24 protein-coding genes are annotated in these 22892 nt (G+C 71.2%); 8 read left to right on the forward strand and 16 right to left on the reverse strand.

All coding sequences use genetic code 11. The annotated features are described in order from the left end of the window. The first annotated feature begins 71 nt into the window (after positions 1-71). Complete coding sequence (locus tag ABZ193_RS09040; RefSeq protein ID WP_354709470.1) at positions 72-779, forward strand: TetR/AcrR family transcriptional regulator; 708 nt, start codon at positions 72-74, stop codon at positions 777-779. Between the two features lie 67 nt (positions 780-846). On the opposite strand, the gene ABZ193_RS09045 is transcribed toward ABZ193_RS09040, so the two are convergent. The 7 genes from ABZ193_RS09045 to ABZ193_RS09075 all read right to left on the reverse strand — a co-directional run bounded on the left by ABZ193_RS09045 (position 847) and on the right by ABZ193_RS09075 (position 8856). Beyond that, entirely contained in the window at positions 847-2034 is a 1188-nt protein-coding gene (locus tag ABZ193_RS09045) for an ABC transporter permease (protein ID WP_020416847.1), read from the reverse strand. Further along, positions 2031-2933 (reverse strand): ATP-binding cassette domain-containing protein, encoded by a 903-nt coding sequence (locus ABZ193_RS09050; RefSeq protein ID WP_354709471.1) that lies wholly within the window; start codon positions 2931-2933, stop codon positions 2031-2033. Before ABZ193_RS09050 ends, ABZ193_RS09045 begins: the two co-directional genes overlap by 4 nt. 8 nt (positions 2934-2941) lie before the next feature. Then, complete coding sequence (locus tag ABZ193_RS09055) at positions 2942-3595, reverse strand: TetR/AcrR family transcriptional regulator (protein WP_027935681.1); 654 nt, start codon at positions 3593-3595, stop codon at positions 2942-2944. Between the two features lie 217 nt (positions 3596-3812). Next, positions 3813-4994 (reverse strand): C39 family peptidase, encoded by a 1182-nt coding sequence (locus tag ABZ193_RS09060; protein WP_354709473.1) that lies wholly within the window; start codon positions 4992-4994, stop codon positions 3813-3815. Positions 4995-5033: 39 nt separating this feature from the next. After that, a complete protein-coding gene (locus ABZ193_RS09065; RefSeq protein ID WP_020416843.1) occupies positions 5034-5441 on the reverse strand; it encodes a PaaI family thioesterase in 408 nt (135 codons plus the stop codon). A 9-nt stretch (positions 5442-5450) separates the two neighbouring features. Next, on the reverse strand, positions 5451-7169 hold the full coding sequence (locus ABZ193_RS09070) for a TIGR03767 family metallophosphoesterase (RefSeq protein WP_354709474.1): 1719 nt from the start codon (positions 7167-7169) through the stop codon (positions 5451-5453). A gap of 64 nt (positions 7170-7233) precedes the next feature. Then, positions 7234-8856 carry a long-chain fatty acid--CoA ligase gene (locus ABZ193_RS09075; protein ID WP_354709476.1) on the reverse strand — a complete coding sequence of 541 codons (1623 nt, stop codon included), beginning with the start codon at positions 8854-8856 and terminating at the stop codon, positions 7234-7236. Between the two features lie 259 nt (positions 8857-9115). Between ABZ193_RS09075 and mihF the strand changes: the two genes are divergently transcribed. Both mihF and ABZ193_RS09085 read left to right on the forward strand, forming a co-directional pair. Continuing rightward, the gene (mihF, locus tag ABZ193_RS09080; protein ID WP_026153534.1) at positions 9116-9427 is read left to right on the forward strand and encodes an integration host factor, actinobacterial type; all 312 of its coding nucleotides are present in this window, start codon (positions 9116-9118) and stop codon (positions 9425-9427) included. An 81-nt stretch (positions 9428-9508) separates the two neighbouring features. Next, positions 9509-10636, forward strand: a complete 1128-nt coding sequence (locus ABZ193_RS09085; RefSeq protein ID WP_354709477.1) for an isochorismate synthase — start codon at positions 9509-9511, stop codon at positions 10634-10636. On the opposite strand, the gene ABZ193_RS09090 is transcribed toward ABZ193_RS09085, so the two are convergent. Beyond that, positions 10617-11321 (reverse strand): 4'-phosphopantetheinyl transferase superfamily protein, encoded by a 705-nt coding sequence (locus ABZ193_RS09090; RefSeq protein WP_020416839.1) that lies wholly within the window; start codon positions 11319-11321, stop codon positions 10617-10619. The genes ABZ193_RS09085 and ABZ193_RS09090 overlap by 20 nt on opposite strands. A gap of 67 nt (positions 11322-11388) precedes the next feature. On the opposite strand from ABZ193_RS09090, the gene ABZ193_RS09095 reads away from it, so the two are divergent. Continuing rightward, entirely contained in the window at positions 11389-12234 is an 846-nt protein-coding gene (locus tag ABZ193_RS09095; protein WP_020416838.1) for an alpha/beta hydrolase, read from the forward strand. Between the two features lie 33 nt (positions 12235-12267). Next, entirely contained in the window at positions 12268-13437 is a 1170-nt protein-coding gene (locus ABZ193_RS09100; RefSeq protein ID WP_020416837.1) for an acyl-CoA dehydrogenase family protein, read from the forward strand. Between the two features lie 64 nt (positions 13438-13501). On the opposite strand, the gene ABZ193_RS09105 is transcribed toward ABZ193_RS09100, so the two are convergent. From ABZ193_RS09105 to ABZ193_RS09140, 8 genes are all read right to left on the reverse strand, one after another. Beyond that, positions 13502-13831, reverse strand: a complete 330-nt coding sequence (locus ABZ193_RS09105; RefSeq protein WP_026153533.1) for a hypothetical protein — start codon at positions 13829-13831, stop codon at positions 13502-13504. A 43-nt stretch (positions 13832-13874) separates the two neighbouring features. Next, a complete protein-coding gene (locus tag ABZ193_RS09110; RefSeq protein WP_020416836.1) occupies positions 13875-14516 on the reverse strand; it encodes a TetR/AcrR family transcriptional regulator in 642 nt (213 codons plus the stop codon). Beyond that, positions 14507-15994 (reverse strand): AMP-binding protein, encoded by a 1488-nt coding sequence (locus tag ABZ193_RS09115; protein WP_020416835.1) that lies wholly within the window; start codon positions 15992-15994, stop codon positions 14507-14509. The genes ABZ193_RS09110 and ABZ193_RS09115 overlap by 10 nt, the downstream gene beginning before the upstream one ends. Further along, positions 15991-16698 carry an enoyl-CoA hydratase/isomerase family protein gene (locus ABZ193_RS09120; RefSeq protein ID WP_020416834.1) on the reverse strand — a complete coding sequence of 236 codons (708 nt, stop codon included), beginning with the start codon at positions 16696-16698 and terminating at the stop codon, positions 15991-15993. The genes ABZ193_RS09115 and ABZ193_RS09120 overlap by 4 nt, the downstream gene beginning before the upstream one ends. Before the next feature lie 900 nt (positions 16699-17598). Then, positions 17599-18345: an ESX secretion-associated protein EspG gene (locus ABZ193_RS09125; protein ID WP_020416833.1), complete on the reverse strand. Its 747-nt coding sequence runs from the start codon at positions 18343-18345 to the stop codon at positions 17599-17601. Positions 18346-18349: 4 nt separating this feature from the next. Further along, positions 18350-19606 carry a hypothetical protein gene (locus ABZ193_RS09130; RefSeq protein ID WP_354709481.1) on the reverse strand — a complete coding sequence of 419 codons (1257 nt, stop codon included), beginning with the start codon at positions 19604-19606 and terminating at the stop codon, positions 18350-18352. 41 nt (positions 19607-19647) lie between these two features. Further along, positions 19648-20295, reverse strand: coding sequence for a DUF3558 domain-containing protein (locus ABZ193_RS09135; protein WP_354709482.1), 648 nt, complete (start codon positions 20293-20295; stop codon positions 19648-19650). Between the two features lie 8 nt (positions 20296-20303). Then, positions 20304-20708 (reverse strand): hypothetical protein, encoded by a 405-nt coding sequence (locus tag ABZ193_RS09140; RefSeq protein WP_354709483.1) that lies wholly within the window; start codon positions 20706-20708, stop codon positions 20304-20306. 103 nt (positions 20709-20811) lie between these two features. Here ABZ193_RS09140 and ABZ193_RS09145 point away from each other — a divergent pair, with 103 nt between their 5' ends. The 3 genes from ABZ193_RS09145 (at position 20812) to ABZ193_RS09155 (ending at position 22878) form a co-directional block, all read left to right on the forward strand. After that, a complete protein-coding gene (locus ABZ193_RS09145; protein WP_020416829.1) occupies positions 20812-21255 on the forward strand; it encodes a GNAT family N-acetyltransferase in 444 nt (147 codons plus the stop codon). 43 nt (positions 21256-21298) lie between these two features. Further along, positions 21299-21985, forward strand: a complete 687-nt coding sequence (locus ABZ193_RS09150; protein WP_020416828.1) for a metal-dependent transcriptional regulator — start codon at positions 21299-21301, stop codon at positions 21983-21985. A gap of 80 nt (positions 21986-22065) precedes the next feature. Next, positions 22066-22878, forward strand: coding sequence for an LLM class flavin-dependent oxidoreductase (locus ABZ193_RS09155; RefSeq protein WP_020416827.1), 813 nt, complete (start codon positions 22066-22068; stop codon positions 22876-22878). Positions 22879-22892: the final 14 nt, after the last annotated feature.

Genomic DNA, 22892 nt, shown 5'->3' on the forward strand with positions numbered 1-22892 from the left:
TAAGTTGGCTTAGAGCCATTAAGTAAACATAGATGCTCTAGGATGTCAACGGAGTGACGAGAGGGGTGACGATGCCCGCAGGCACGAGCAGTAGGCGGGAGAAGCTGCGCCGGTCCACGCTGGCGGAGATCCACGCGGCGGCACGCGCGCTGCTGGTCGAGCAGGGGTCGTCCGCGGTGACGATCAACGCGGTCGCCCGGAAGGTGGGCATGAGCGGCCCGGCGCTGTACCACTACTACGCCGGTCACGAGGAGCTGGTCAGTGCGGTGACCGCCGACTTCTTCCGCGAGCTGACCACGGCCATGGAGGAGGCCAGGGACGCCCGCGCGGACGCCCCGGCCGGCGAGCGGATCCTCGCGGCCTGCCGGGGCATGCGGGCCTGGGCGATCGCGCACCCGGCCGAGTTCGGGTGGATCTTCGCCAGCCCGATCCCGCCGTCCGACCGGGAGTCGCCGCGCCACCAGGCCGGGCAGCGGTTCGAGCAGGTGCTGCTGGACCTGGTGGCCGAGCAGTGGCGGACCCGGCCGTTCCCGGTGCCCGACCTGGCCGAGCTGCCCGCGTCACTGCGCGAGCAGCTGACCGCCTACTCGGCCGCCATCGACGGACAGCTGCCGCCCGCGGCCGCGCACGTCTTCCTGTCCTGCTGGATCCGGCTGTACGGCCTGCTGTGCATGGAAGTGCTGCACCAGCTCGACTTCGCCTACTCCGACCTGGAGCCGGTGTTCGAGGACTGCCTGCGCGACCTCGCCGGGATCCTCAATTTGGAGTTCGGCGCCTAGGGTGTGTTTTGGACGTGACCTGCCTGACGGCCCACCGCAAGCGGCTCCGCCGCTCATGAAACAGAACCTACATCCGCAGCGCCGTGCGCAACCGCACGCGGCTGCCGGTGTGCAGCACCGCGTTGCGGTACACCCGGCCGCTCACCCAGGTCAGCAGCGCACCGAACACGACGGTCAGCGCCAGCGCCGCCGCCACCTCCCACGACGCGGCCACCCCGGCGGCGATCCGGCCCGGCATCAGGATCGGCGAGAACACCGGGATCAGCGACAGCACCTGAGCGCCCGTGGAATCCGGGTCCTGGATCAGCACGTTGAACCCGGCCACGAACCCGACCATCAGCGTCATGCTCACGGGAGTCACCACGGACGCGGTGTCCTCCTGCCGCGACACCAGCGAGCCGGCCGCGGCGTAGACCGTCGCGTACAGGAAGAAGCCCAGCAGGTACCACAGCAGCCCCCAGGCGACCGTGCCGATCGCGACCCCGCCCAGCGTCACGGCACCGCTGCCGACGGCCATCGCGAGCCCGGCCACCGCCAGGATCAACAGCTGCACCAGGCCGACCAGCCCGAGCCCGATCACCTTGCCCAGCATCAGCTGCCACGGCCGCAGCGTCGACAGCAGGATCTCCACGACCCGGCTGGCCTTCTCCTCGACCACGCCCTGCGCGACCATGCCGCCGTAGGCCTGGATGCCGAAGAACATCAGGAACACGATCACCAGCCCGATCGCGAGCCGCTGGCCGCTGTCGGCGTCGCGGGGCTCCAGCTCGGTCAGCCGGACCTGCGCTTGCCCCACCTCGCGCATCACCTGCGCCGGATCGAGGTCGGCCTCCAGCAGCTTCGCGTTCAGCACCTGCTGCTGCGCGATCCCGTTCAGCAACGCCCGCAGCTGCTGGTCCAGCTCCGCCTTCACCACCACGCGCAGATCGGCCGCGCTGCCGGACACCAGCGCGTCCAGGTCGCCGTCGCGCACCTGTTGCTCGCCCTGCTCCGGGTTCGCCACCGGCACCGTCTCGACGTGCGCGCCTGCCGCCTCGGCCGCCTCCCGCAGCTGCTCCGCGACGGCCGTGGCCTGCCCGGTCAGCCCGACCTTCGACGTGTCCGCGCCCTTGATCAGCGTCGCCTGCAGCAGCAGGTACCCGCCGATCACCAGCAGGATCACCAAGGTCCCGACCACGAACGACCGCGTGCGCAGGCGGGTGTTCAGCTCCCGCCGCGCGACCAGGACGACACCCTTGATGGGTGAGACCGTCATTCCCCGCTCCCCGTGACCACGTTCCGGAACAGCTCGGCCAGGCTCGGCCGCCGCCACCGGAATTCTCGCACCACGCCCGTCGCGAGCGCGGCCGCCAGCACCCGCTGGTCGTCCACCCCGGGATCCAGCTCCAGCACGGTCCGCCCCGGCTCGTCGGCCACCACCCGCACCCCGGGCAGCTGCCCGGCCCAGCCGCACGGCGCGTCCGGCGCGGACACGACCAGCAGCGCCGCGGAAGTCAGCTCCGCCACCGTCCCGCACGCCACCATCCGTCCCTTTTGGATGATCCCGACGCGGTCGCACAGTCGCTCGACCAGATCCAGCTGGTGGCTGGAGAACACCACCGGCACCCCGGTCGCCGCCTTCTCGCGCAGCACCTCGCTCATCACGTCGACCGCGATCGGGTCCAGCCCGGAGAACGGCTCGTCCAGCACCAGCACCGCCGGGTCGTGCACGAGCGCGGCCGCCAGCTGCACCCGCTGCTGGTTGCCGAGGCTGAGCTTCTGCACCTCGTCCCGGCGCCGCTCACGCAGCCCGAGCCGCTCGATCCAGCCCTCCGCCGCCTGGTGCGCCCGCGTGTTGTCCAGCCCGTGCAGCTCGGCGAGGTACACGAGCTGGTCGAGCACCCGCATCTTCGGGTACAGGCCCCGTTCCTCCGGCATGTACCCGATGCGCGTCCGGGTGGCGTGCGTGACCGGCTCCCCGCCGAACCGCACCGCGCCGCTGTCCGCCGCGAGCACGCCCAGCACGATGCGCATCGTCGTGGTCTTGCCGGCGCCGTTGCTGCCGACGAACCCGAACAGCTCGCCCGGCGCGACCTCGAAGGAGATCCCGTCGAGGGCAACCACCGATCCGTAGCGTTTGGACAACCGGTCAATTTTCAGTGCCGGTGCGGGCATCCCTGGGGTCACAGCGGCCGCAGCGCCGCGTTGAGGTGGTGGGCCAGTTCGCCGAGCAGCGCCTCGGCCGCGACGTCCGCGGTGGCCGGCCGCAGCGACAGCACGAACGACTGCACCACGAGCAGGACCGACCGCGCCTGCACGGCCGTGGCCGCGCGCCGGATCGAGCCGTCCCGGTGCCCGGCCTCCAGCAGCGCGACGATGAACTTCTCGCCGAGCCGCTGGGTGCCGCCGAGCCGTTCCAGGACGTAGGGCACCACCAGCGCGGTGTCGACGTCGAGGACCGTGCGCATGAGCGGATCTGCGTTGAGCAGCCGCACCGCGGTCACCGAACTGCGCACCAGGCGCGCGCGGGCGGTCGGGGCGTCGGCCCCGCTCACCGTCGCCTGGTGCAGCAGCGCGCCGAACTCGCGGGTCATCAGCGCGGACAGCACGCTGCGCACGTCCGGGAACCGCCGGTAGAGCGTCATCCGGCTGACCTTCGCCGTGCGCGCGATCTCGGCCAGCGTGGTGCGCCGCAGCCCGGAGGCGAGGACGCACCGGCGCGCCGCGTCGAGCAGGACGTCGTCGGACACGCGTGCCGCCGTGGGACGTCCGCGGGCGTTCGCGAGCGCGCTGGAGGGCCGGGCCTCGCCGATCACAGCGCGACTCTCATCGTCCATCTGTCGCACTGCAGCCCGTTGCCGCCATTGTTGACCACCATGCCTCGTGGTTCGTTGCCCCCACCGGTACCGAGGGTATCGGGAAATCCGGTGTGAGGCGCGGTGCCTTTTGTAGGCGGGCGATATTAGACGATCGCGGACGAGGTCACCGCCGTGACCCGAACGGGTTCACCAGTTACCAGTAAGCGCTCTGACCTCGATGTCCCCGTTCGCGGCGTCACGGGGTGATCAGGTAGACGACGCCGCCGGGGCCGCTCGCGGCGGAGCCGTCCTCGGTGTGCCGCTTGGTGCGCTGCCAGATGTTCTCGAACTGGGCCCGCGGGTAGATCGTGCGCACGTTCGCGTTGCTGTTCGCGGCCGGGTCGTTGGCGATGACGTCGCCGTCCGCCGTGAACCCGACGACGACCATGATGTGCCCCGCGGTGCCGTAACCCGCGCCGTCCAGTTCGTCGGCCCGGAACGACTGGGACGTGATCACCGGGACGCCCCGGGCGATGTAGTCCTCCAGCTCGGTCAGCGAGTGCAGGCGCGTGACGTGCCCGCGCAGGCCGAAGGTCGCCGCGTACGCGGTGTTGAACGGCCAGTTGCCGGTGCCCTCGTAGGAGTGGTCGTAGGTGTGCCGGGCCGCGTAGTCGACCGTCCGGTCCGGGTAGTCGGCCGGGATCCAGGTCATGTCCTCCTCGCGCGGCCGCCTGCCCCAGTACTCGACGACCATCTCGGTGGAGGTCGGGCTGCACCAGCTCTCCCCGCCGCCGCCGTACTCCGGGAAGTGTCCCTTGTGGATGTTCTGCGCGTACGCCGGGACCGGCAGCTCGATGCCGGAGGCCTTGCCCGGCCGGGAAACCGGCACCTCGAACCGGTCCGGCACGTTGGACGTCATCGCGCCGACCGCGCCCACCGTGGCCGTGGCGCGCGTGCCGGGCGCGCGGTAGAGCGAGACCCGCAGCCGGTACGAGCGCAGCAGCACGCCGGGCTTCATCACGAGCGTGTCGACCGAGACCTGCGCGTGCGCGTCGTCCTGGCCGTCCACGCTCGTCCGCTTGATGTCACCGTCGCCCGCGGCCCACCGGCCCATCACGTACCACGCGGTCTCCGCGCCCGTCGCGGTGCGCGCCTGCGCCTCGACCTGGATCCAGGTGCCCGGCGGCGTCTGCGCGTTCCACGACGCGATCAGCTCGGTCGCGTCGAACCCGGGCGCGTGGAACGGCGAGGTCCACTGTGCCCGCTCGTAGTCCCGGCCCTCGTACGACTCGGTGCCTGCGGGCGCGAACGGGCCTGCCGGCGTCCACTCGTGGTAGTCGACGGCCTCGTCGGCCCGGCCGGGGGCGGCGGACGCGGGTTGCACGGTCACCGTCGCCATCATGGCGGCGGCCAGCACGGCGAGCAGGGCGCGGGTCATCCGGGAATTCTCCCCGCCGCCGCCGGTGGTGTAAACCAGTCAAAGGACTGATTGCGACTGCGTCACCTTCGCGACCAGCTTGCCCGCGTCGTCGTGCAGCTCGGTCTCCACCACGATCACCTTGCGGCCCGCGTGCAGCGGGCGGGCGGTCGCGGTCACGTGCCCCTCGCGCACCCCGCGCAGGAAGTTCGTCTTCGACTCGATGGTCGAGGTGCCCTGCGCGCCTTCGGGCAGGTTGAGGAACGCGCACACCGCGCCGGTCGAGTCGGCCAGCGCCATCAGGGCGCCGCCGTGCAGCACGCCGCCGATCGTGCAGAGGGTGGCGTCCCAGGCGAGCCGCGCCCGCACGACGTCCTTCGAGTGCTCCAGGACCTCGATGCCGAGCCGCTCGGAGAACGGCATCGACTGGTGGAACAACGCCGTCCCGGCCTCGTCGAGCTGAGTCATGATCCGTTCCTACCGCAAGGGGTGGACCAGCAACAACTCCGTGTTGTGGTCGGCCGCCGCGCCGGTGCGGGCCGGGTCGGCGTGCAGGTCGTTGAACGACAGCTCCCGGTACAGCGACGCCAGCGCGGACGGCGAGGTGTCGCCGTAGTCGGCCGAGTACGGCGCCTGCGCCTCGATCAGGGTGGTGAACAGCGACAACGTGCCGTCGGCGTTGTCCGCCACCTCGATCACCCGCGCGTGCTGCGGGAAGTCGACGTGGGACGCGGTGTTGATCTCCCAGAACCCCTGCTCGGGGGTCGCGCCCGGCCGCGGCGTGATGCGGTTTTCGTGCGTGTGCCCGTTGACCCACGCGAGCACGTTCGGGAACCGGTGCAGGAGCGCGACGAACGCGTCCCCGGTCAGGCGCGGCTCCAGCGGGTGGCGGGCGTCGGGCAGGACGTTGCCCATCGTGTCCGAGGTGTGGTGGCTGAACAGGATGAACAGCTCGTCGGTGACCGGGCGGGTGACGCGGTTGCCCCAGAAGTCGTAGTGGACCGAGCTGCCGCGCTTGAGCGTCCGCTCGACCCACAGGTACTGCCCGAGCCCGATCGAACCGTCCGCGAACCCGGCGAGCGTGGTGGTGTCGAGGCTGATGCCGGTGATGCCCGGGGCGATGCGGAACGTGTAGTAGACGTCCACGCCGTCGGCGTTGCCGCCGGTGAAGCCGTGGCCTTCCGGGCCGGGCCCGGTGTTGGCGGGGTCGAGGTGCGCCTGCACGAACTCGGCGGTGGTGAACGGCCGTCGCCGCTCGTCCGGCGTGATCTCACGGATCGTGCCGCTGCCGCCGAACAGCTCGGTGACCGGCACGCTCGCGCCCGGTGTCCGGATGGCCCGCGCCAGCTTCTCCGCGGTCCCGGAGTCCTTGCCGATCACCTTGTAGCGGCCGGTGTACCAGTGCGCCATCCCTGGCAGGTCGGGCAGGCTGCCGACGATGCTGTCGTCGTGGTTGCCGAACGTGCAGTACCAGGGCACGTCGAGTCCCGCCGACGTGAACGTGCGCGTGCCTGCGGTCAGGATGCCGGGCAGCACCGGGAACGCCGACCAGTCGCCGTCCAGGCGGCGGTCCGGGTTCCAGTACAGCGGGTCGCCGGAGGCCTGCACGCCCTCGTAGGCGCCCGGGTCGCCGGAGTTCGGGGTGACCTCGCCGCCGTTGAGCACGCCCAGGAACCAGCCGAGTTCGAGGTGCTCGTGGTTGTCCGTGTTGTCGCCGGTGGTCATCACGAAGTCCAGCGGCCGCCCGGTGAACGGCCCCTGCCGCAGGCTGTTCACCCGGTCCACGAGCGCGGCCGTGGCCACCGAACCCAGTGTCTCCTGTGGACGGTGGGCGGACCCGATCAGCGGGTGCAGGTACTCGAACCGCGCCGGCGATTCGGAGTCGGTGATGTGCAGGTCGGTGAACTGGACGAACGCGGTGAGCGCCGTGCGCCGGTCGTCCCGGCCCGCCTTGCCCGCCGCCAGGTCCTCGCGCACCACCAGCGGCCAGCCCGGTCCGCCGGTCAGTCGCGTGTACGCCGCGGCGCCGTCCAGCGGGGTGGCCACGCTCTCCAGCGTGGTGCCGGCCGTGCCGACCGCGCGCCGGCTGCTTTCCCGCAGCGCCCGGTCGATCGCCTGCGCCGACGGTGCGCCGACGACGAGCCCGAGCCCGGCCGCACCGGTCGCCGCCAGCACGTGCCGCCTGCTGATTCCCATGCATCCCCCAGATGTGCGAAGGCCACCCGCATCGAAGCAGACGCGGGTGGCCTCCCGGTGAACGTCAGAAGTGCGTCACGTCCAGCTTGCCCTGCGAGTGGAAGGCCCGCAGCCGCTTCTTGTCGAACTTGCCGACGCTGGTCTTGGGCACCTCGTCGATGAACGTCCAGTGCTCCGGCAGCTGCCACTTCGCGACCTTGTCGGCCAGGAACTCACGCAGCTCCTCGGCGGTCACGCTCTGGCCCTCCCGGACCACGACCGCGACCAGCGGCCGCTCGTCCCACTTCTCGTCCGGCACGCCGACCACCGCGGCCTCGGCGACCGCCGGGTGGCTCATCACCGTGTTCTCCAGATCGACCGAGGAGATCCACTCGCCGCCGGACTTGATGACGTCCTTCGCGCGGTCGGTCAGGGTCAGGTAACCGTCCGGGCTGATCTTGCCCACGTCACCGGTGCGCAGCCAGCCGTCGTGGAACTTCTCCGGGTCCGCGCCGCCGTGGTAGGCGCCGGCGATCCACGGCCCGGCGACCTCCAGCTCGCCCACGCTCTCGTTGTCCCACGGCTGCTCGTTGCCGTTGTCGTCGATGAGCCGCGCGCGCACCGACGCGGGGAAGCGGCCCTGCGTGTAGCGGTACTTCCAGGCCTCCTCGCCGGTCGCGCCCGCGGGCGGACGAGCCACGCTGCCCAGCGGGGACGTCTCGGTCATGCCCCACGCGTGCAGGATCGGCACGCCGTAGCGCTCCTCGAAGGTGTGCATCAGCGCGGGCGGGCACGCCGACCCGCCGACGACCACCTCACGCAGGTGCGAGATGTCCTGCGGCTGGGCCTCCAGCTGCTGCAGCAGGCCCTGCCAGATCGTCGGGACCGCGCCGGCGAACGTCGGCTTCTCCGAGGCGAGGATCTGCGCGAGCGGGCCTGGCTGCAGGAACCGGTCCGGCATGACCAGCGAGGCGCCGACCATGAACGCCGCGTACGGCAGGCCCCACGACATCGCGTGGAACATCGGCACGATGACCAGCGCGTTGTCGGCGGGCGAGAGCTGCATGCTGTCGGTCATGCAGACCTGCATCGAGTGCAGCCAGATCGAGCGGTGCGAGTAGACGACGCCCTTCGGGTCACCGGTCGTGCCCGACGTGTAGCACATCGCGGCCGCGGAGCGCTCGTCGATCTCCGGCCAGTCGAAGGTGTCCGGCTGTTCGGCCAGCAGCGCGTCGTAGGAGTGCACCTCGACGCCGTCCGGGGCCTGCAGCGTCGCCGGGTCGCCGTTGGCCACGATCACGTGCCGGACGGTCTTCAGCTCCGGCAGCTGCTTGGCCAGCAGCGGGACGAGCGAGCCGTCCACGATCACGACGTGGTCCTCGGCGTGGTTCGCGACGAAGGTCAGCTGCTCGGGGAACAGCCGGATGTTGAGGGTGTGCAGCACGGCGCCCATCGCGGGGATCGCGAAGTAGGCCGCCAGGTGCTCGGCGTTGTTCCACATGAACGTGCCGACCCGCTGATCGCCGGTGACACCCAGACTACGGAGCGCATTCGCCAGTCGCGCAGCGTTACGACCCAGATCCGCGTACGACTCGCGGCGGGGCCCCTGGTCGGTCCAGGTCGTCACCTGACTGGTGGCATGCACCCGGCTTCCGTGTTGCAGCAGGTTGGCAAGGGAAAGCTGTCCGTCCTGCATCGTGCTCAGCATGGGCACTCCCGCGCGGTGAAGTTCGGCGTTGAACGTGTTGCGGTCACTCTAAGTGGAAGAGACCGCCTGTTGCCAGGACTGATCGCCCCCGCCCCGACCGGGGGTTTCCTCGCGTGTCGGTGTCGCGGCATCAGCCCAGGTGGCGTTTACTGGGCGCGTGGACCAGACGGCCTGGCCAGCGCTTGCACGAGCAAGCACCTCGCTGGGTGCCAGCCGTCGCCGCGAGAGCGGATATCCGACACACGGAAGGACTACTACGTTGGCTCTGCCCACGTTGACCCCGGAGCAGCGTGCGGAGGCCCTGGCCAAGGCGGCCGAGGCCCGGAAGGCTCGCTCCGAGCTGCTCGCGTCGATCAAGTCCGGTCAGCAGTCGATCGACACGGTGCTGTCGAAGGCCAAGGACGACAAGACGATCGGCAAGACCAAGGTCACCCAGCTGCTGAAGGCGGTTCCCGGGCTCGGCGCCGTCAAGGTCGCCGCGCTGCTGGAGAAGGCCGGGATCGACCCGGACCGGCGGGCCGGCGGACTCGGCGAGCGCCAGCGCGCGGCGCTGATCGACGCCCTCAAGTAACCGTTTCCGCAGGTCGGCGGCGAAGTGTTGCGCCCGTGACACTTCCGCTCGCCGCCGCCTGAGCGGGAGCACAATGGGGGTGTGGATGCCAGGGAGACGCTCGAGGAGTACACGCCAGGCGACTTCTACTTCGCCACCTCACGGCACACGATCTTCGGGTCCGGCTCCCGGCTGACCTTCACCGGCACCGACGTGCCGGCACTCGGTGACGCGGTCCCGGCCGCTCTGGCCGGGACCCCGGGGTCGCTCGCGGTCGGTGTCCTGCCCTTCGACACCACCGCGACGCCCGGGCACCTCGTCGTGCCCGAGGCGGTCCAGGTGGCCGCCCCGGCGCACCCCGCGGCCGCTGACCTGCCGCGGATGGCCGTCGACGGTCCGGACGTCGTCCGGGCCGTGCCCGAACCGGTCGACCACGCGGAGGCGGTCGCCCGTGCCGTCCGGGCCCTGTCCGATCGCGGTATGCGCAAGGTCGTGCTCGCGCGTGCCCTCGACCTGGAGTTCTCCGGCGAGGTGCCGGTCAAGGCCGTGCTGCACAACCTGGTCAAGGACAACCCGCACGGCTACACGTTCGCCGCGGCCCTGCCCGGCGGGCGGTCCCTCATCGGCGCGACGCCGGAGCTGCTGCTGTCCCGCAGCGGCCGTCGCGTCGTGTCGCACCCGCACGCCGGGTCCGCGCCGCGCTCGGCCGACCCGGCCACCGACCGGGAGAACGCCGAACGGCTGGCCGCCTCGCGCAAGGACCACGTCGAGCACGCGGTCCTGACCGAGGCGATCGTCGAGACGCTGCGGCCGTTCTGCCGCGACCTGCACGTGCCGCGGACCCCCTCACTCGTGTCGACGCCCACAATGTGGCACCTGAGCACCATGGTGACGGGCGAGCTGACCGACCCGGACGTGACGGCGCTGCACCTGGCCGGCGCGCTGCACCCGACGCCCGCCATCTGCGGCTCGCCCACCGAGGACGCGCGGCAGCTGGTCGGCGAGCTGGAGCCGTTCGACCGCGGGTACTACGCCGGAACCGTCGGTTGGATGGACGCCAACGGCGACGGCGAGTGGGCGGTGTCGATCCGCTGCGCCGAGGTGTCCTCGTCGCGGCTGCGGCTGTACGCCGGCGGGGGGATCGTGCCCGCGTCCGACCCGAAGGCCGAGCTGGACGAGACGTCCGCGAAGTTCCAGACGCTGCTGCGCGCTATGGGGTTGGAGCTGTAGGGCTCCACCAGCGCTCGGTGACCTTCAACTCGTCGTCGCTCAGCACGGCGATCGCCGCCCGGTAGCCCTCGCCCGGGTCCAGGTCGGCCAGCCGGGCGCGCGCCGGGTCCAATGCCGGGTCGGTCGAGGAGAGCAGCCGGGGCGGTTCGTCCGGACCGGCCAGCGTGATGCTCTGCAGTGGGATCCGCAGCCCGCGCCCGGTGGCCTTCATCAGCGCCTCCTTGCCGGTCCAGTACCGGAAGAACGCGGCCACCCGCTCGGCGCCGGTCAGGCCGTCCAGCGCGGCGACCTCCGTCTCGTTCAGCGCGTAGGCGATCAGCGAGTCCTCGGCGCGGCGGGTGGCCGTCTCGACGTCCAGGCCCACCGGAACGCCGCTGGTCACGGCCACCCCGATCCGCTCGCCGGAGTGCGAGATGGACAGGTCGAACCCGGCGCCTGGCACCCGCGGCCTGCCGTGGGGCTTGCCGCAGTCGTCGCAGGTCGCGTCGAAGGACACCTCGTGGGGCGCGCGACCGAGCAGCTCGGCGGCGACCGTCTTGGCCAGCACCCGCCCGGTGAGGAACCGCCGCTGGTCGATCTCCTTGCGGTAGCCGGCGTGCCGTCCGCGCTCCACGTCGTCCAGCAGGTCGAGGTACCCGGGCTCGTTCGGCAGCGGCACCGCCCACCACACCGCACACTCGATCACGCCCCCAAACCTACGCGGTGCGCGAACACGGGCGCGAACAGCGGATGATCCTCCTACGTTGGCCGTCATGAACCTGGTTCACGTCAACGGGGCAGACCTGGCCTACGACGAGGCCGGCGCGGGCTCGCCGGTGGTCTTTGTGCACGCCGGAGCGGCCGACCGGCGCATGTGGGCCGCCCAGTTCGACGGGCTCGCCGACACCCACCGGGTGATCCGCTACGACCAGCGCGGCTTCGGCGACTCCAGCGACGCCGTCGGCGACCATTGCCACTACGAGGACCTCCTCGGGCTGATGGACGCGCTCGGCGTCGGCCGGGCGGCCCTGGTCGGCTGCTCGATGGGTGGGTCGTACGCGCTGGAGGCCGCGCTCGCGGCGCCCGACCGGGTCAGCGGGCTGGTGCTGATCTGCTCGGGGCTGTCCGGCCGTGAGTGGCCGGAGTCGATGCGCGCCCGCGCCGCGCGCGAGGTGCACAGCGCGGTGCCGGCCGAGCGGCTGCGCGCCTACGCGGCGCGGACCCGGGCGCCCGACCCGGCCGACGTCGAGGCGATGGCGCTGGCCCAGGCGCGGTTCCTGGTGCCGGAACCGTCCGAACTCGTCCTCGACATGCTCCGCGGCGTCTTCCAGCGGACCTGGAGCGGGCCGCAGCGGACCGAACGCCATTTGGAACCGGGCCCGGCCGGCCGGCTGGCCGAGGTGGTGGCGCCCACGCTGGTGGTCAACGGCCTCCTCGACGTGCCGGAGATCCAGGAGGTGTCCGGCCTGCTCAGCGCGGGTATCGCCGGAGCTCGGCGGCTCGACCTGCCGGACACCGGTCACCTCCCGCCGGTCGAACGGCCGGACCGGGTCACGGCCGCGCTGCGTGGGTTCCTCGCCGAACGCCATTCCGGGAACGAGCCGCGTGCGCTAGCCTGACAGGTAAGCAAGCGCTTAGTAGGAGGGCCGACGATGGACTTCAGCTTGAGCACCGAAGAGCGGGAAGTGCGCGACTGGGTGCGCACGTTCGTGCAGCGTGAGCTGATGCCGCTCGAACAGGAGGTGCTGCGCCGCGAACGCCGCGGCGAACCCGGCCTCACCTCGGACGAGCTGACCGCGCTGCAGCTCAAGGCGAAGGAGTCCGGCTTCTGGGGCGTGCAGACCCCGGAGGAGTACGGCGGCATGGGCCTGTCGGCCGTGATGACCGCGCTGCTGGAGGCCGAACTCGGCCGCACCTTCGTGCCCTTCCGCTTCGGCGGCGCGGCGGACAACATCCTGTTCCACGCCAACGAGGAGCAGAAGGAGCGCTACCTGCTCCCGACGATCTCCGGCGAGCGCAAGTCGTGCTTCGCGATCACCGAGCCGGGCGCCGGCTCCGACGCGAAGAACATCCGCACCTCGGCTCGCAAGGACGGCGCGGACTGGATCATCAACGGCGAGAAGACGTTCATCACCGGCGGCAACGAGGCCGACTTCGTGATGGTGTTCGCCGTGACCGACCCGGAGAAGGGGGCGGGCGGCGGCGTCACCTGCTTCCTCGTCGACCGCGACATGGGCTGGAAGTCCGAGCCGATCGACACCATGGGCGAGTGGGGCCCGGCGTCGCTGGTGTTCGACAACGTGCGCGTCCCGGAGAGCCAGATCCTCGGCGAGGAGGGCCAGGGCTTCGCGCTGGCGATGCAGTGGATCGGCCGCGGCCGCTACCTGCTGCCGGCTCGCGCGATCGGGTCCTGCGAGCGGCTGATTTCGATGGCGATCGAGCACGCCAACACGCGTGAGACGTTCGGGGCGCCGATCGCGACCCGGCAGGCCATCCAGTGGATGATCGCGGACTCCGGTGTGGAGCTGGAAGCGCTGCGCTGGCTGGTGCTGCACGCGGCCTGGCAGGTCGATTCCGGAATGGACTCCCGCCACGCGCAGTCGATCGCGAAGCTGTACGGCGGCATCAAGGCCAACGAGATCGTCGACCGCGTGCTGCAGATCCACGGTGGCATGGGTTACACGCGGGAGCTGCCGATCGAGCGGTGGTACCGCGAGCTGCGCCTGCTGCGCATCTACGAGGGCACGGACGAGATCCAGCGCCGCACCATCGCCCGGAACCTGTTGAAGGGGCACGTCAAGGTCGGCGGCGCGCTGGGTTGAGAACAACCCTCAGGGCCGCCCCCGGAAAGTTCCGGAGGCGGCCCCGAGGGATCTGACAACTGACTCAGGATTCGTTGGCGGCGTCCCGCAGTGCGCGCGGCGCCCCGGCCAGGTCCTCCTCGTTGCAGAGGAGCTTCAGGTCGTAGTACGGCGCGCCTTCGCGGTCGTCGTAGTCGAGGTGGATGGAGACCACATCCACCGGCTCGCCCAGCCACTCCTGTGCCGACCTGAGCCAGTGCGCACAGCGCTCGAGCGCGGTGGGCAGGTCGTCGTCACGGAACTGGACGGGGCGGTAGGGCACATCGTGTACATGATCCTGAGGGTGGGACGGTGCAGGGAGGCCCAGTGCGAGACCCTGCTCATCCAATTCCAGTTGGATCGTTCGCTCAGTCACCCTTCGAGGGTCCCTCAGCCCGGCCGAGTCGGCAAGACCCCAGCTAGGGCCGTATGCGCCACACCTCAGCGGCGACCTCGCGTGCCCGTTCGGCGCCGTCGCCGCCGAGGAGCGCCGGGCTTCCCAGCATGCGCAGCGCGAGCTGGGCATATCGGGCGGCGAGGCGGTCCAGCGGCAGTGGACCCCGTGGTGAGTACCAGCGGGCGACGCCGGTGCACATCTCCAGCAGGGCGAGCCTGGTCACGGCCGGTTCGGGGGCGTCGAACACGCCCGCCGAGACACCCTTGTCGATGGTGTCCGCCCAGATGGCCTCGTACTGGTCCCGCAGCGCCACGATCCGCCGCCGCGGGGCCCGGGACAGGGCGCTGACCTCGTTGTCCACCACGCGGGTCTCGTCCGGCTGGGCGGCGTGGGCCATGACGTGCAGCGTGACCAGGGCGGACAGCGCGTCGGCCGGGTCGTCGACGGTGTCCAGGGCCCGGCGCGCGGCCAGCAGGAGCCGGTCGAGGCACTCCCGCATGATGTCGACGAGCAGGTCCTCCTTGGTGCCCATGTAGTGGTAGAGGCTCGCGCTGGAGATCTTGGCGGCCTGGGCCAGGTCGCGGATGCCGGTGCCGTGGAACCCCTTGGCGGCGAACAGCTTGACCGCGGCGCGGCGGACGCGCTGCTCGGTGGTCAGAGCCATGTGCCCGCCACCCGGTCGTAGGTCGGGGTGTCGAGGGCGGCGAGCTTGCCCTTCGCGATGCGTTCCGACGGGGTGCGCGGCAGGTCCGCGGTGAGCGACCAGTAGCGCGGGACCTTGAAGTAGGCCAGCTGGGACGCGCAGTGTTCGGCCAGCTCGTCCGGGGTGGTGTCCTTCGCAGGCACGATGAAGGCTTTGACTTCTTCCCCGCGCAGGTCGTCGGGCACCGCGATGACGGCCGCCAGCGCGACGGCGGGGTGCAGCAGGAGCGCGCGCTCGACCTCGTCGGCCGAGATGTTCTCGCCGCTGCGGCGGATCATGTCCTTCGTGCGGCCCACGTAGTGGACCCGGCCCTCGGCGTCCATTGTGGCCAGGTCGCCGGTGTGGAACCAGCCGCCGCGGAAGGCGCGGGCGGTCGCCTCGGGGTCGTCGTGGTAGCCGTGCATGAGGCCGACGCCGCGGATGAGCAGCTCCCCGGTCCGGCCGCGGGGCACCGGCTTGCCGTCGTCGTCGGCGATCACCACCTCGCGCTCCCGGATGGGGCGGCCGATGCTGCCGCTGCCCGGCCGGTGGTCCTCGGGGCGGTCGCGGATGTCGCCGCCCGTTTCGGTCATGCCGAACGCCTCGTACCAGGGCACGCCCCACCTGGCTTCGAGTTCGGCGTGCCGGTCGCGGGGGATGGCCGAGGCCATGACCGAGCGGACGCGGTGGTTCTTGTCGTCCGGGTGCTCCGGCTGGCGCAGCAGGAGCGTCGGCATCAGGCCGAGGCAGTAGAACCAGGTGACGCCGTGTTCGCGGACCTTCGCCCAGAAGGTGCTGGGGTGGAAGCGGTCGAGCACGACGAGCGTCGCGCCCGCGGCGAGGCCGGCCGCGACGTTCCACTGTGGATCAATGTAGTGGAACGGCTGGGCGGTGAGGATCGTGTCGTCGTCGGTGAGGTGGGGGAAGTCGTCGACGAGGCTGCGGGCGAGGGTGGTCCAGTAGCGGTGCGGCAGGACGCAGCCCTTGGGGGCGCCGGTGGTGCCGGAGGTGTACTGGATGTTGGTGGGCGCCTCGGCGGCCGGGTGGTGTTCGGGCGGCGTGCCGGCGGGCAGGTCGTCCGGGGTGCGGGTGGTGATGCCGATGCGGGTGAGCAGGTCGGTGAACTCCGGCGCGGCGATGGCGAGGCGGGCGCCGGAGTGGCGGATGACGTGGGCGCCGTCGAGTTCGCGGTAGTTGGTGTTGACGGGGACGAGGACGGCGCCGCGTTTGGCGAGGGCGAGCCAGAGCAGGGGGAAGGCGGGCTCGTTGCGGAGCATGACGGCGACGCGGTCGCCGGGGTTGACGCCGAGCGCGGCGAGGCTGCCGGCGAGGCGGTCGGTTTCGCGGTCGATGTCGGCGAAGGTGAAGCGGGTGCCCGTCTCGTCGAAGAGCCACGCGGTTTTGTCCGGCCAGTTCCGCGCGGCGCGTTTCGTGAGGGCGACCAGGTCGTCGGGGATCATGCGCGGCTGCCGAGTGCGTTGCCGGGCAGGTGCTCGGTGATCAGGGCGTGGCTGACCTCGAGTTCGAGGGCCTGTTCGAGGGCGCTGTCGATGCCCGCGTCGAGGGCGCGCTTGGCGAGGGTGGTGGCCGGGTGGGCGGGGATGCGGCGGGCCCAGTCGCGCGCCGTCTCGTGCACGTCCGGCACGACGGCGTTGACGAGGCCGAGCTCGTGGGCGGTGCGGGCGTCGACGCGCTCGCCGAGGAGGAGGAGCTCTTTCGCCTTGAGGGGCCCGACGATGAGGGGCAGGAGGCGGGACGCGGCGCCGGTGACGCTGAGGCCGAGGCTCGCCTCGGGGAACGCGAAGACGGCGTCCTCGGCGGCGAGCACGAGGTCACAGCCGAGCGCGAACTCCGCCCCGGCGCCGATGGCGTACCCATGCACGGCGGCGATGACCGGCTGCGGGATGGTGCGCAGCCGGCGGGTGACTTCCTGAAGGCGCTCGATGCGTGTACGGGAGTCGCCCTGGGGGTTTTCCTTCAGGTCGTGGCCCGCGCAGAAGGCCCGCCCCCGCCCGCCGAGCACGACGGCTTTGGTGCCGGTCGTCCGGTCCAGCGCGGTGAGCAGGTCGTCGACAAGTTCGGGCGCGACGGCGTTCAGGCGGTCCGGCCGGTTGAGCCAGATGTGCGCGACGCCTTCGTCGATCTCGAGGTCCACCGAGGTCATGGGAGGAGCTTAGGCGATCGATCGATCGATCGGCTATGGGTGCGGTGGGTGGCTTTGCTCTTCGGGCCTCGGCGACTGGTGATGCGGGATGCGTCCCTCCGCTGTGGGCGTGGTGGGAGGGCTGTGCTGTTCGTCCCTCGGCTGTGGGTGTGGTGGGAGGGCCTTGCTCTCCGTCCCTCGGCTACTGGTGGGGGGATGGCTTTGCTGTCCGGGTCTTCCGCTGCTTTGGCTGGCGGGGCTGCTTGGCTTCGTTGTCCGCGGGCGTGCGCGCTGCCCGGCGGTGGTGCTCGGTGGTGCCGTTCGGCGGGTCTTCCGCCGCCTGGTCCTGCTTCGGCCGCAGGTGGTCCCGCTCCTTCGCCCGGTCCTGCTTCCGCCGACGGTGGTCCCGCTTGTTTCGCTGCCGACCGGGCCTCTTCACGCTTCAGCTCTGCCGCGAGCAGGGCTTGCGCTTGGCCCGCTCCTGCCTGGGCCTCCGTCTTCGGTCGGGCCTGGTTTCCACCGGGCTTCGCCCTCTTTGGCTGCACTTGCGCCTGAACCCTCGAGCGGCGTTCAGCGGCCGGCCCGCACCACCACCTGGCCCCTGCACGACTGTGCCTCTCGTGGCGTCACGAGAGTGCCGCTCGTGCGATCGCGGCCGCTCCTGCCGCCTCACGCTCTGCCCTGGCCCTAGCCCCGGTCTGCCTGCCCTGGCCCTGGTCTGCCTGGCCTGGCCGCCTGCCCCTGCCTCCTGCACGACTGTGCCTCTCGTGGCGTTACGAGAGTGTCACTCGTGCGATCGCGGCCGCTCCCGCCGCCACGCGCTCCCCCCTGGCCCTGGTCTGCCCTGGCCCCCTGCCGCCTGCCCCACCCCCTGCTCCTGCGCGAGTGTGCCTCTCGCGCGGGCGTGAGTGGCCCAGTCGCTCAGTTCAGCTCGCGGCGCAGCTCGTCCAGGCGGTCAGCAACGTCGGTGGCCGTGGCGGGGGCGAAGTGGAGGAGCTGGTCGTCGTAGTGGGGTTTCGCCTGGACGGTCCACCGGCCTTCGGCGTTGTCGTAGACCCGGAGCGGGAAGCGCGTGTGCCGCGGCTGTCCGGTGTGGTCGCGGACCTCGGCGTGCAGCTCCGCGATGAAGTACGGCTCCAGCGAGGCCAGGTAGTCGGCGCGCATCACCGCCCGGCTGGGCCGGGTGCCGTTCAGCTCGGCCTGGCGCGCGCCGCGGACCTCGCTGCGCAGCACGGTCAGCGACGGCTCCGGGGACTTGCGCACGTCCTGAGGGAGGACGTCGGCGAGGACCTTGCTGAGCCGGTCGCGCTGGAAGGTCCGGACCGAGACCTCCTGCCCGTCCCGGACGGCGACGACCCCGAACCGCTGGTCGGCGGCAACCAGGGTGGAGATGTTGACGCCCCGCGTGGTGTCCGACAGCCACCCGAACCGCGCCTCGGCGGGGGTGGAGAGCAGGCGCGCGAGGTCGGCGAACGTCGGCTCGTCGCGGGTGGGCACGTGGAAGCGCGCGAGGGCGGCGTCAGCGGCGCGTCTGAAGGCGAGATCGGCGTCGTCGGGGCGCCACACGGCCTGCGGTGCGAGCGCGAGGTGCAGTTCGGCGCCGGTGACCTTGGCGACCATGGCCGCGAGGAGGTCGACCTGGAACCGTTCCGGTTCGGCGAACCACATGGCGTTACTGGCCGAGTACCGGCGGGGAGACGGTCATGCCCGTGACGGGGTCGACGGCCTTCTCGCCCTCCGCGGTGAGCTGGAAGTGCTCATCTTCGTCCACGATGTACTTCCGCTGGTGCTCGCCGTCGTCGTCGCCCTTGCCGCGGTTGCCCGCGCCGGCGCCCATGGCGCCCGGACTGCCGGCGGCGCCACTCCGCCCGGCCGCACCGGCGCCGCCACGGCCGAACGACTCACTCGCCGCGGCGGGGTTCCCGGCGCCGAAGCGCTTGCCGTCGCTGAGGGGGTTGCCGCCGCTGCCGGGACCGAAGCCGCTGGCACGGCCCGCGCCGAAGCCGCCGCCACGGCCCGCGCCACCCGCGCCGAAGCCCCGTCCGGAGCCGACGCCGGCCCGGCCCGCTCCAGCGCCCGGCCCACCCGCGGGGTTGGCGCCGCGATAACCCGCGCTGTTCCCGTAGCCGGGGATGCCGTACGCGCCGGGGGTGCCGTAGTTGCTGCCGCCGCCGTACCCGCCCTGCTGAGGGCTATAGGAGCCCGCCGAGGGCGGCGCGTAGGCCGCGTCGGATGCGACGGTGCGCCCGTCGGCCGGGATCTGACCTGCCGGGGCCTGGTATGGCCCCGACAGGGACGAGGTGCCGCCGGTGACGCCACCGCCGCCTCGGGAGGCACCCCCAGCGCCCCCGAAGCGCGGCCCGTCACTGGTCGGCTTGTTCTGGATGTCGACGCTGCCGCCCGGCTGGGCGCCCTGGGTGACACCGAGGACGCCGGCGTCGAGGGTGCCGTAGGTGGTCGGCATCTTCGCGCCGTTGTCGCCCGAGGTGGTCGACCAGGCTTGCATGGCCTCGACGTTCTGCTTGGCGGCCGCGTTCGCCGCCGCGACCTTCGCCATCTGGCTGAGGTCGCCGTTCGAGTCGCCGATGATCTCCTTGAGCCCCGGAGGGATCTGCGGAACCTCCGGCACCGGGACGACCTTGTTCTTGGTGTCGAAGAAGGCCTGACTCTGATTGTCAATCAGCTCGCTTGCGGTTTTCATGGCGCTGGCCGCTTCGAAATGTGACAGGCCCAATTTCTCGACACTATGCGATGCCGCGTCCGAGGCGCCTCCGGACCAACCTTGGCGCATCATTTCCGACAGCGATTGAATTTGCTCGCTGCGGGTTTTGTACTTCTCCATGACGGTGCTGAGATTCACGCTGGCCTCCTGAAGGCCGCGAGGTCCTGGCGCTTTGATGAAGTTCTCGTAGATCTGCTGCCCGGTCATGCCGGTGAGTGAACCGGTAGATCCCAAGACCGCACCCGTCATCAATGCCCCCCGGCCTTGATGGTCGCGACAATTCGATCGGCGACGTTCGACGCTGCTTTGCAATTGTCCTTGCCGACGTCGCCGGTCACCGCAGAGGTGAGCAACATCTGGCTGTTGATGCCGACGGCGAGATCGCACCGGCCATCCGGACGGGTGTCAGCTTGGTTGCTGAATACGCCGGGGTAGCCGGCAACCGAGGTGGGAACGAAGTAGCCGCCTTGGAACAAGCCCGCCGCGTTCTGGTCGTACACGTTCTGCAGGCCGTTCTTGCTGTCGGGTACCACGTACGCCACCTGGATCTTCCACTCGAGGTTGGCGCCGAACTTCCAGTCGCACCCCTTGACGCCGTTCGCGCTGAGGGTCGTCTCCTTCCCCTCGCCCGTGACCCCGAGCTGGTCGAGTTGTTCGGCGGTGAGGCTCTCGCACGGGCTGTCGACGAGTCCGGCAGGATCGAGCTGATCCGTCACGCGAGGTGCCGTGTTCCCCGAGCCAGTCGTTCCTTCGCTGGTAGAGGGCGGATCCGGGGGCGTGCTGCCCGGATTTCCGCTCGGAAAGGTCCCCTCCGCCCCGCCGTCCGAGCAGGCTGCTGCCGCGAACAGTACGGCGCTCACCAGGGTCGCGCCGGTCAGTGTCCTGAACTTGCTCACTCGTTCCCCTACTCGTAGAGCCCGCTGCCGTCAGCCGCCCCGGTGGTCCGGTTCAGGCCACGGCGAGTCTCGTCGTCCTGCTCCTGGTAACTGCCGTTCGCCTTCTTCAGGGTATCGATCCACGCCTGAGCGTAGCGACGCAAACTCGCATTGTGTTCGATCGCCGCCCGGATGGATGCGCTGATCCGCAGGGCGTTGGCCTGCGCCGGTTGATCAGCGGACGGAGCAGAGGCTTGCAGGCCTGCGACGTTCAGCCTCGCCTGGTCGTCATCAAGACCGTCCCGGAGCTCCTCCCACTTTGGGATCAGCTCGGCGATCTGGTCGGGGTCGAAGCGGTACCCGGCGCCTCCCACGGCGCTCAGGCCCGCGCCCACCGTCGGCCCCAGCGAGACCTGCCCGTTGCCCTCGGTCATCTGTTCCCTACCCCCCGTGTGGAACGCAGTTCAAGCAGAGACTAGCGCGACCGGATCACCCACGGCCTCCGGTTGGTCGAAATCGCCGCATAGCATGGGTCACATGCCGGTACGAGAAGCCGAGGTCAGGGACGTCGACGAGATCTGCGCGCTCATCGAGGAGCACGCCCGCTACGAGGGCAACGACACGCTCACCCTCGACCGCGCCGAGATGACCAAGCACCTGTTCGGTCCGGAGCCCAAGGCGTGGGTCCTCATCGCGGAACCGCCCGGCTCCGGCACCGTCGCGGGGATGGCCTTCTGCTCCTGGAACTTCTCCACCTGGGAGGGGCGCCCCGGCATCTGGCTGGACGACCTGTACGTCCGCCCGGAGCACCGCCGCCACGGGCTGGGCAACGAACTGCTCGCCGCGCTGCGGGCGCGCACCGATGGGCGCGTCGAGTGGGACATGCAGGAGGGCAACGAGCGCGCCGCGGCCTTCTACGCCCAGCTCGGCGCCCAGCCGGTGCCCGGCTGGATCCGCTACCGCTGGTCCCCGGGGAGTTAGGCAAGGCTGACTCCCACCGGGGGCCGCACGTAGAGTTATTAGCATGCCTGACAGTCCGCACCGCTCGTCCTCCTCGTCGATCGAGGACTACATCCGGGTCATCTACGGCCTGGTCGAGCGCGGTGAGGCCGTCACCAACACGACCCTGGCCGGCCGCCTCGAGGTGAGTCCCTCGTCGGCGTCCGGCATGGTCACCAAACTCGCCCAGCAGGGCCTCGTCGAGCACGTCCCCTACCGCGGCATCGAGCTGACCCCCGAAGGCCGCCGCCTCGCGCGGGGTGTCCTGCGGCGCCACCGGCTCATCGAGACCTACCTGGTGCAGGAACTCGGCTACACGTGGGACGAGGTGCACGGCGAGGCCGACGCGCTCGAACACGCGGTCTCCGACCGGCTCATCGAGCGCATCGCGGCCAAGCTCGGCAACCCGGTCCGCGACCCGCACGGCGACCCCATCCCGGCCGCCGACGGCAGCGTCGAGGAGGTGCCGACCCGCCTGCTCGACGAGATGGAGCCGGGCGCGGTCGGCCAGATCGTGCGCGTGTGGGACACCGACCCGGACATGCTGCGCTACCTCGCCGACCACGCCATCGCCCTCGGCGAGCGGATCGAAGTGGTGGAACGCCAACCGTTCGGCGGCTCACTCGTGGTCAAGGTCGGCTCGGGCGCCGAAGCGGCGACCCACGCGCTGGGCAAGGAAATCGCGCAGGCGCTGAGCGTCGCCGTCTTCTGACCGTGCGCCTCCCGACGTAGGCCGCAGAGCCGACGACGAACGGACGCGGTGACGAGGCCCACGGGTCCACCATCGGCCGCATGACTGACAAACCCTTCCGCTTCGGCCTCGTCGCCGGGCAGATCACCCACCTCGCCGACTGGACCGCCCTCGCCCGCCGCACCGAGATCCAGGGCTTCCACACGCTCCTCTCACCCGACCCGCTCGGCGGTCTGGACCCCTTCACCACCCTGTCCGCCGCCGCGGCCGTCACCACCGAACTGCACGTCGGCACTTTCGTCGCCGTCGACGGGTTCCGCGACCGGCGGCTGCTGGCCTGGCAGGCGGAAAGCCTGCACCGGCTCACCGGCGGCCGCTTCGAACTCGGCCTCGGCACCGGCCGCCCGGGCGCCGAGGCCACGCTCGGCCGGCTCGGCCGCGAGTTCGGGACACCGAAAGAGCGGGTCGCGCACATCGCCGAAACCGTGCGGCACCTCAACGAGCAGGCGAACCGCCCCAAGCTCCTCCTCGCCGCGGGCGGCCCGAAGATGCTGGCACTCGCCGGCCGGGAAGCCGACGTCGTCACCATGGCCTGGCAGCCCCGCGCCACCGAAGCCGAAGCACGGGAACTGGTCCGCGCCGTCCACGACGCCGCGCACGGCCGGGACGTCGAACTGGCCATGAACCTGCTCGCCGTCGGCGACGAACCCGCGCCGTGGCTGGAGCGCTACATCGGCACCACGATCGCCGACCTGGTCGCGCACGGCTCCGTCAGCGTCCTGCCCGGCACCGCGCAGCAGGCCGCCGACACCCTCCTGCGCCGCCGCGACGAGCTGGGCATCTCCTACATCACCATCAACTCCGGCTACGCCGACCGCTTCGCCCCGATCGTGGAGCTGCTCAAGGGCCGCTGACGCCACGTAGGGTG

The organism is Amycolatopsis sp. NPDC006125 (assembly GCF_040614195.1).
Classification (GTDB): domain Bacteria; phylum Actinomycetota; class Actinomycetes; order Mycobacteriales; family Pseudonocardiaceae; genus Amycolatopsis_E; species Amycolatopsis_E tucumanensis.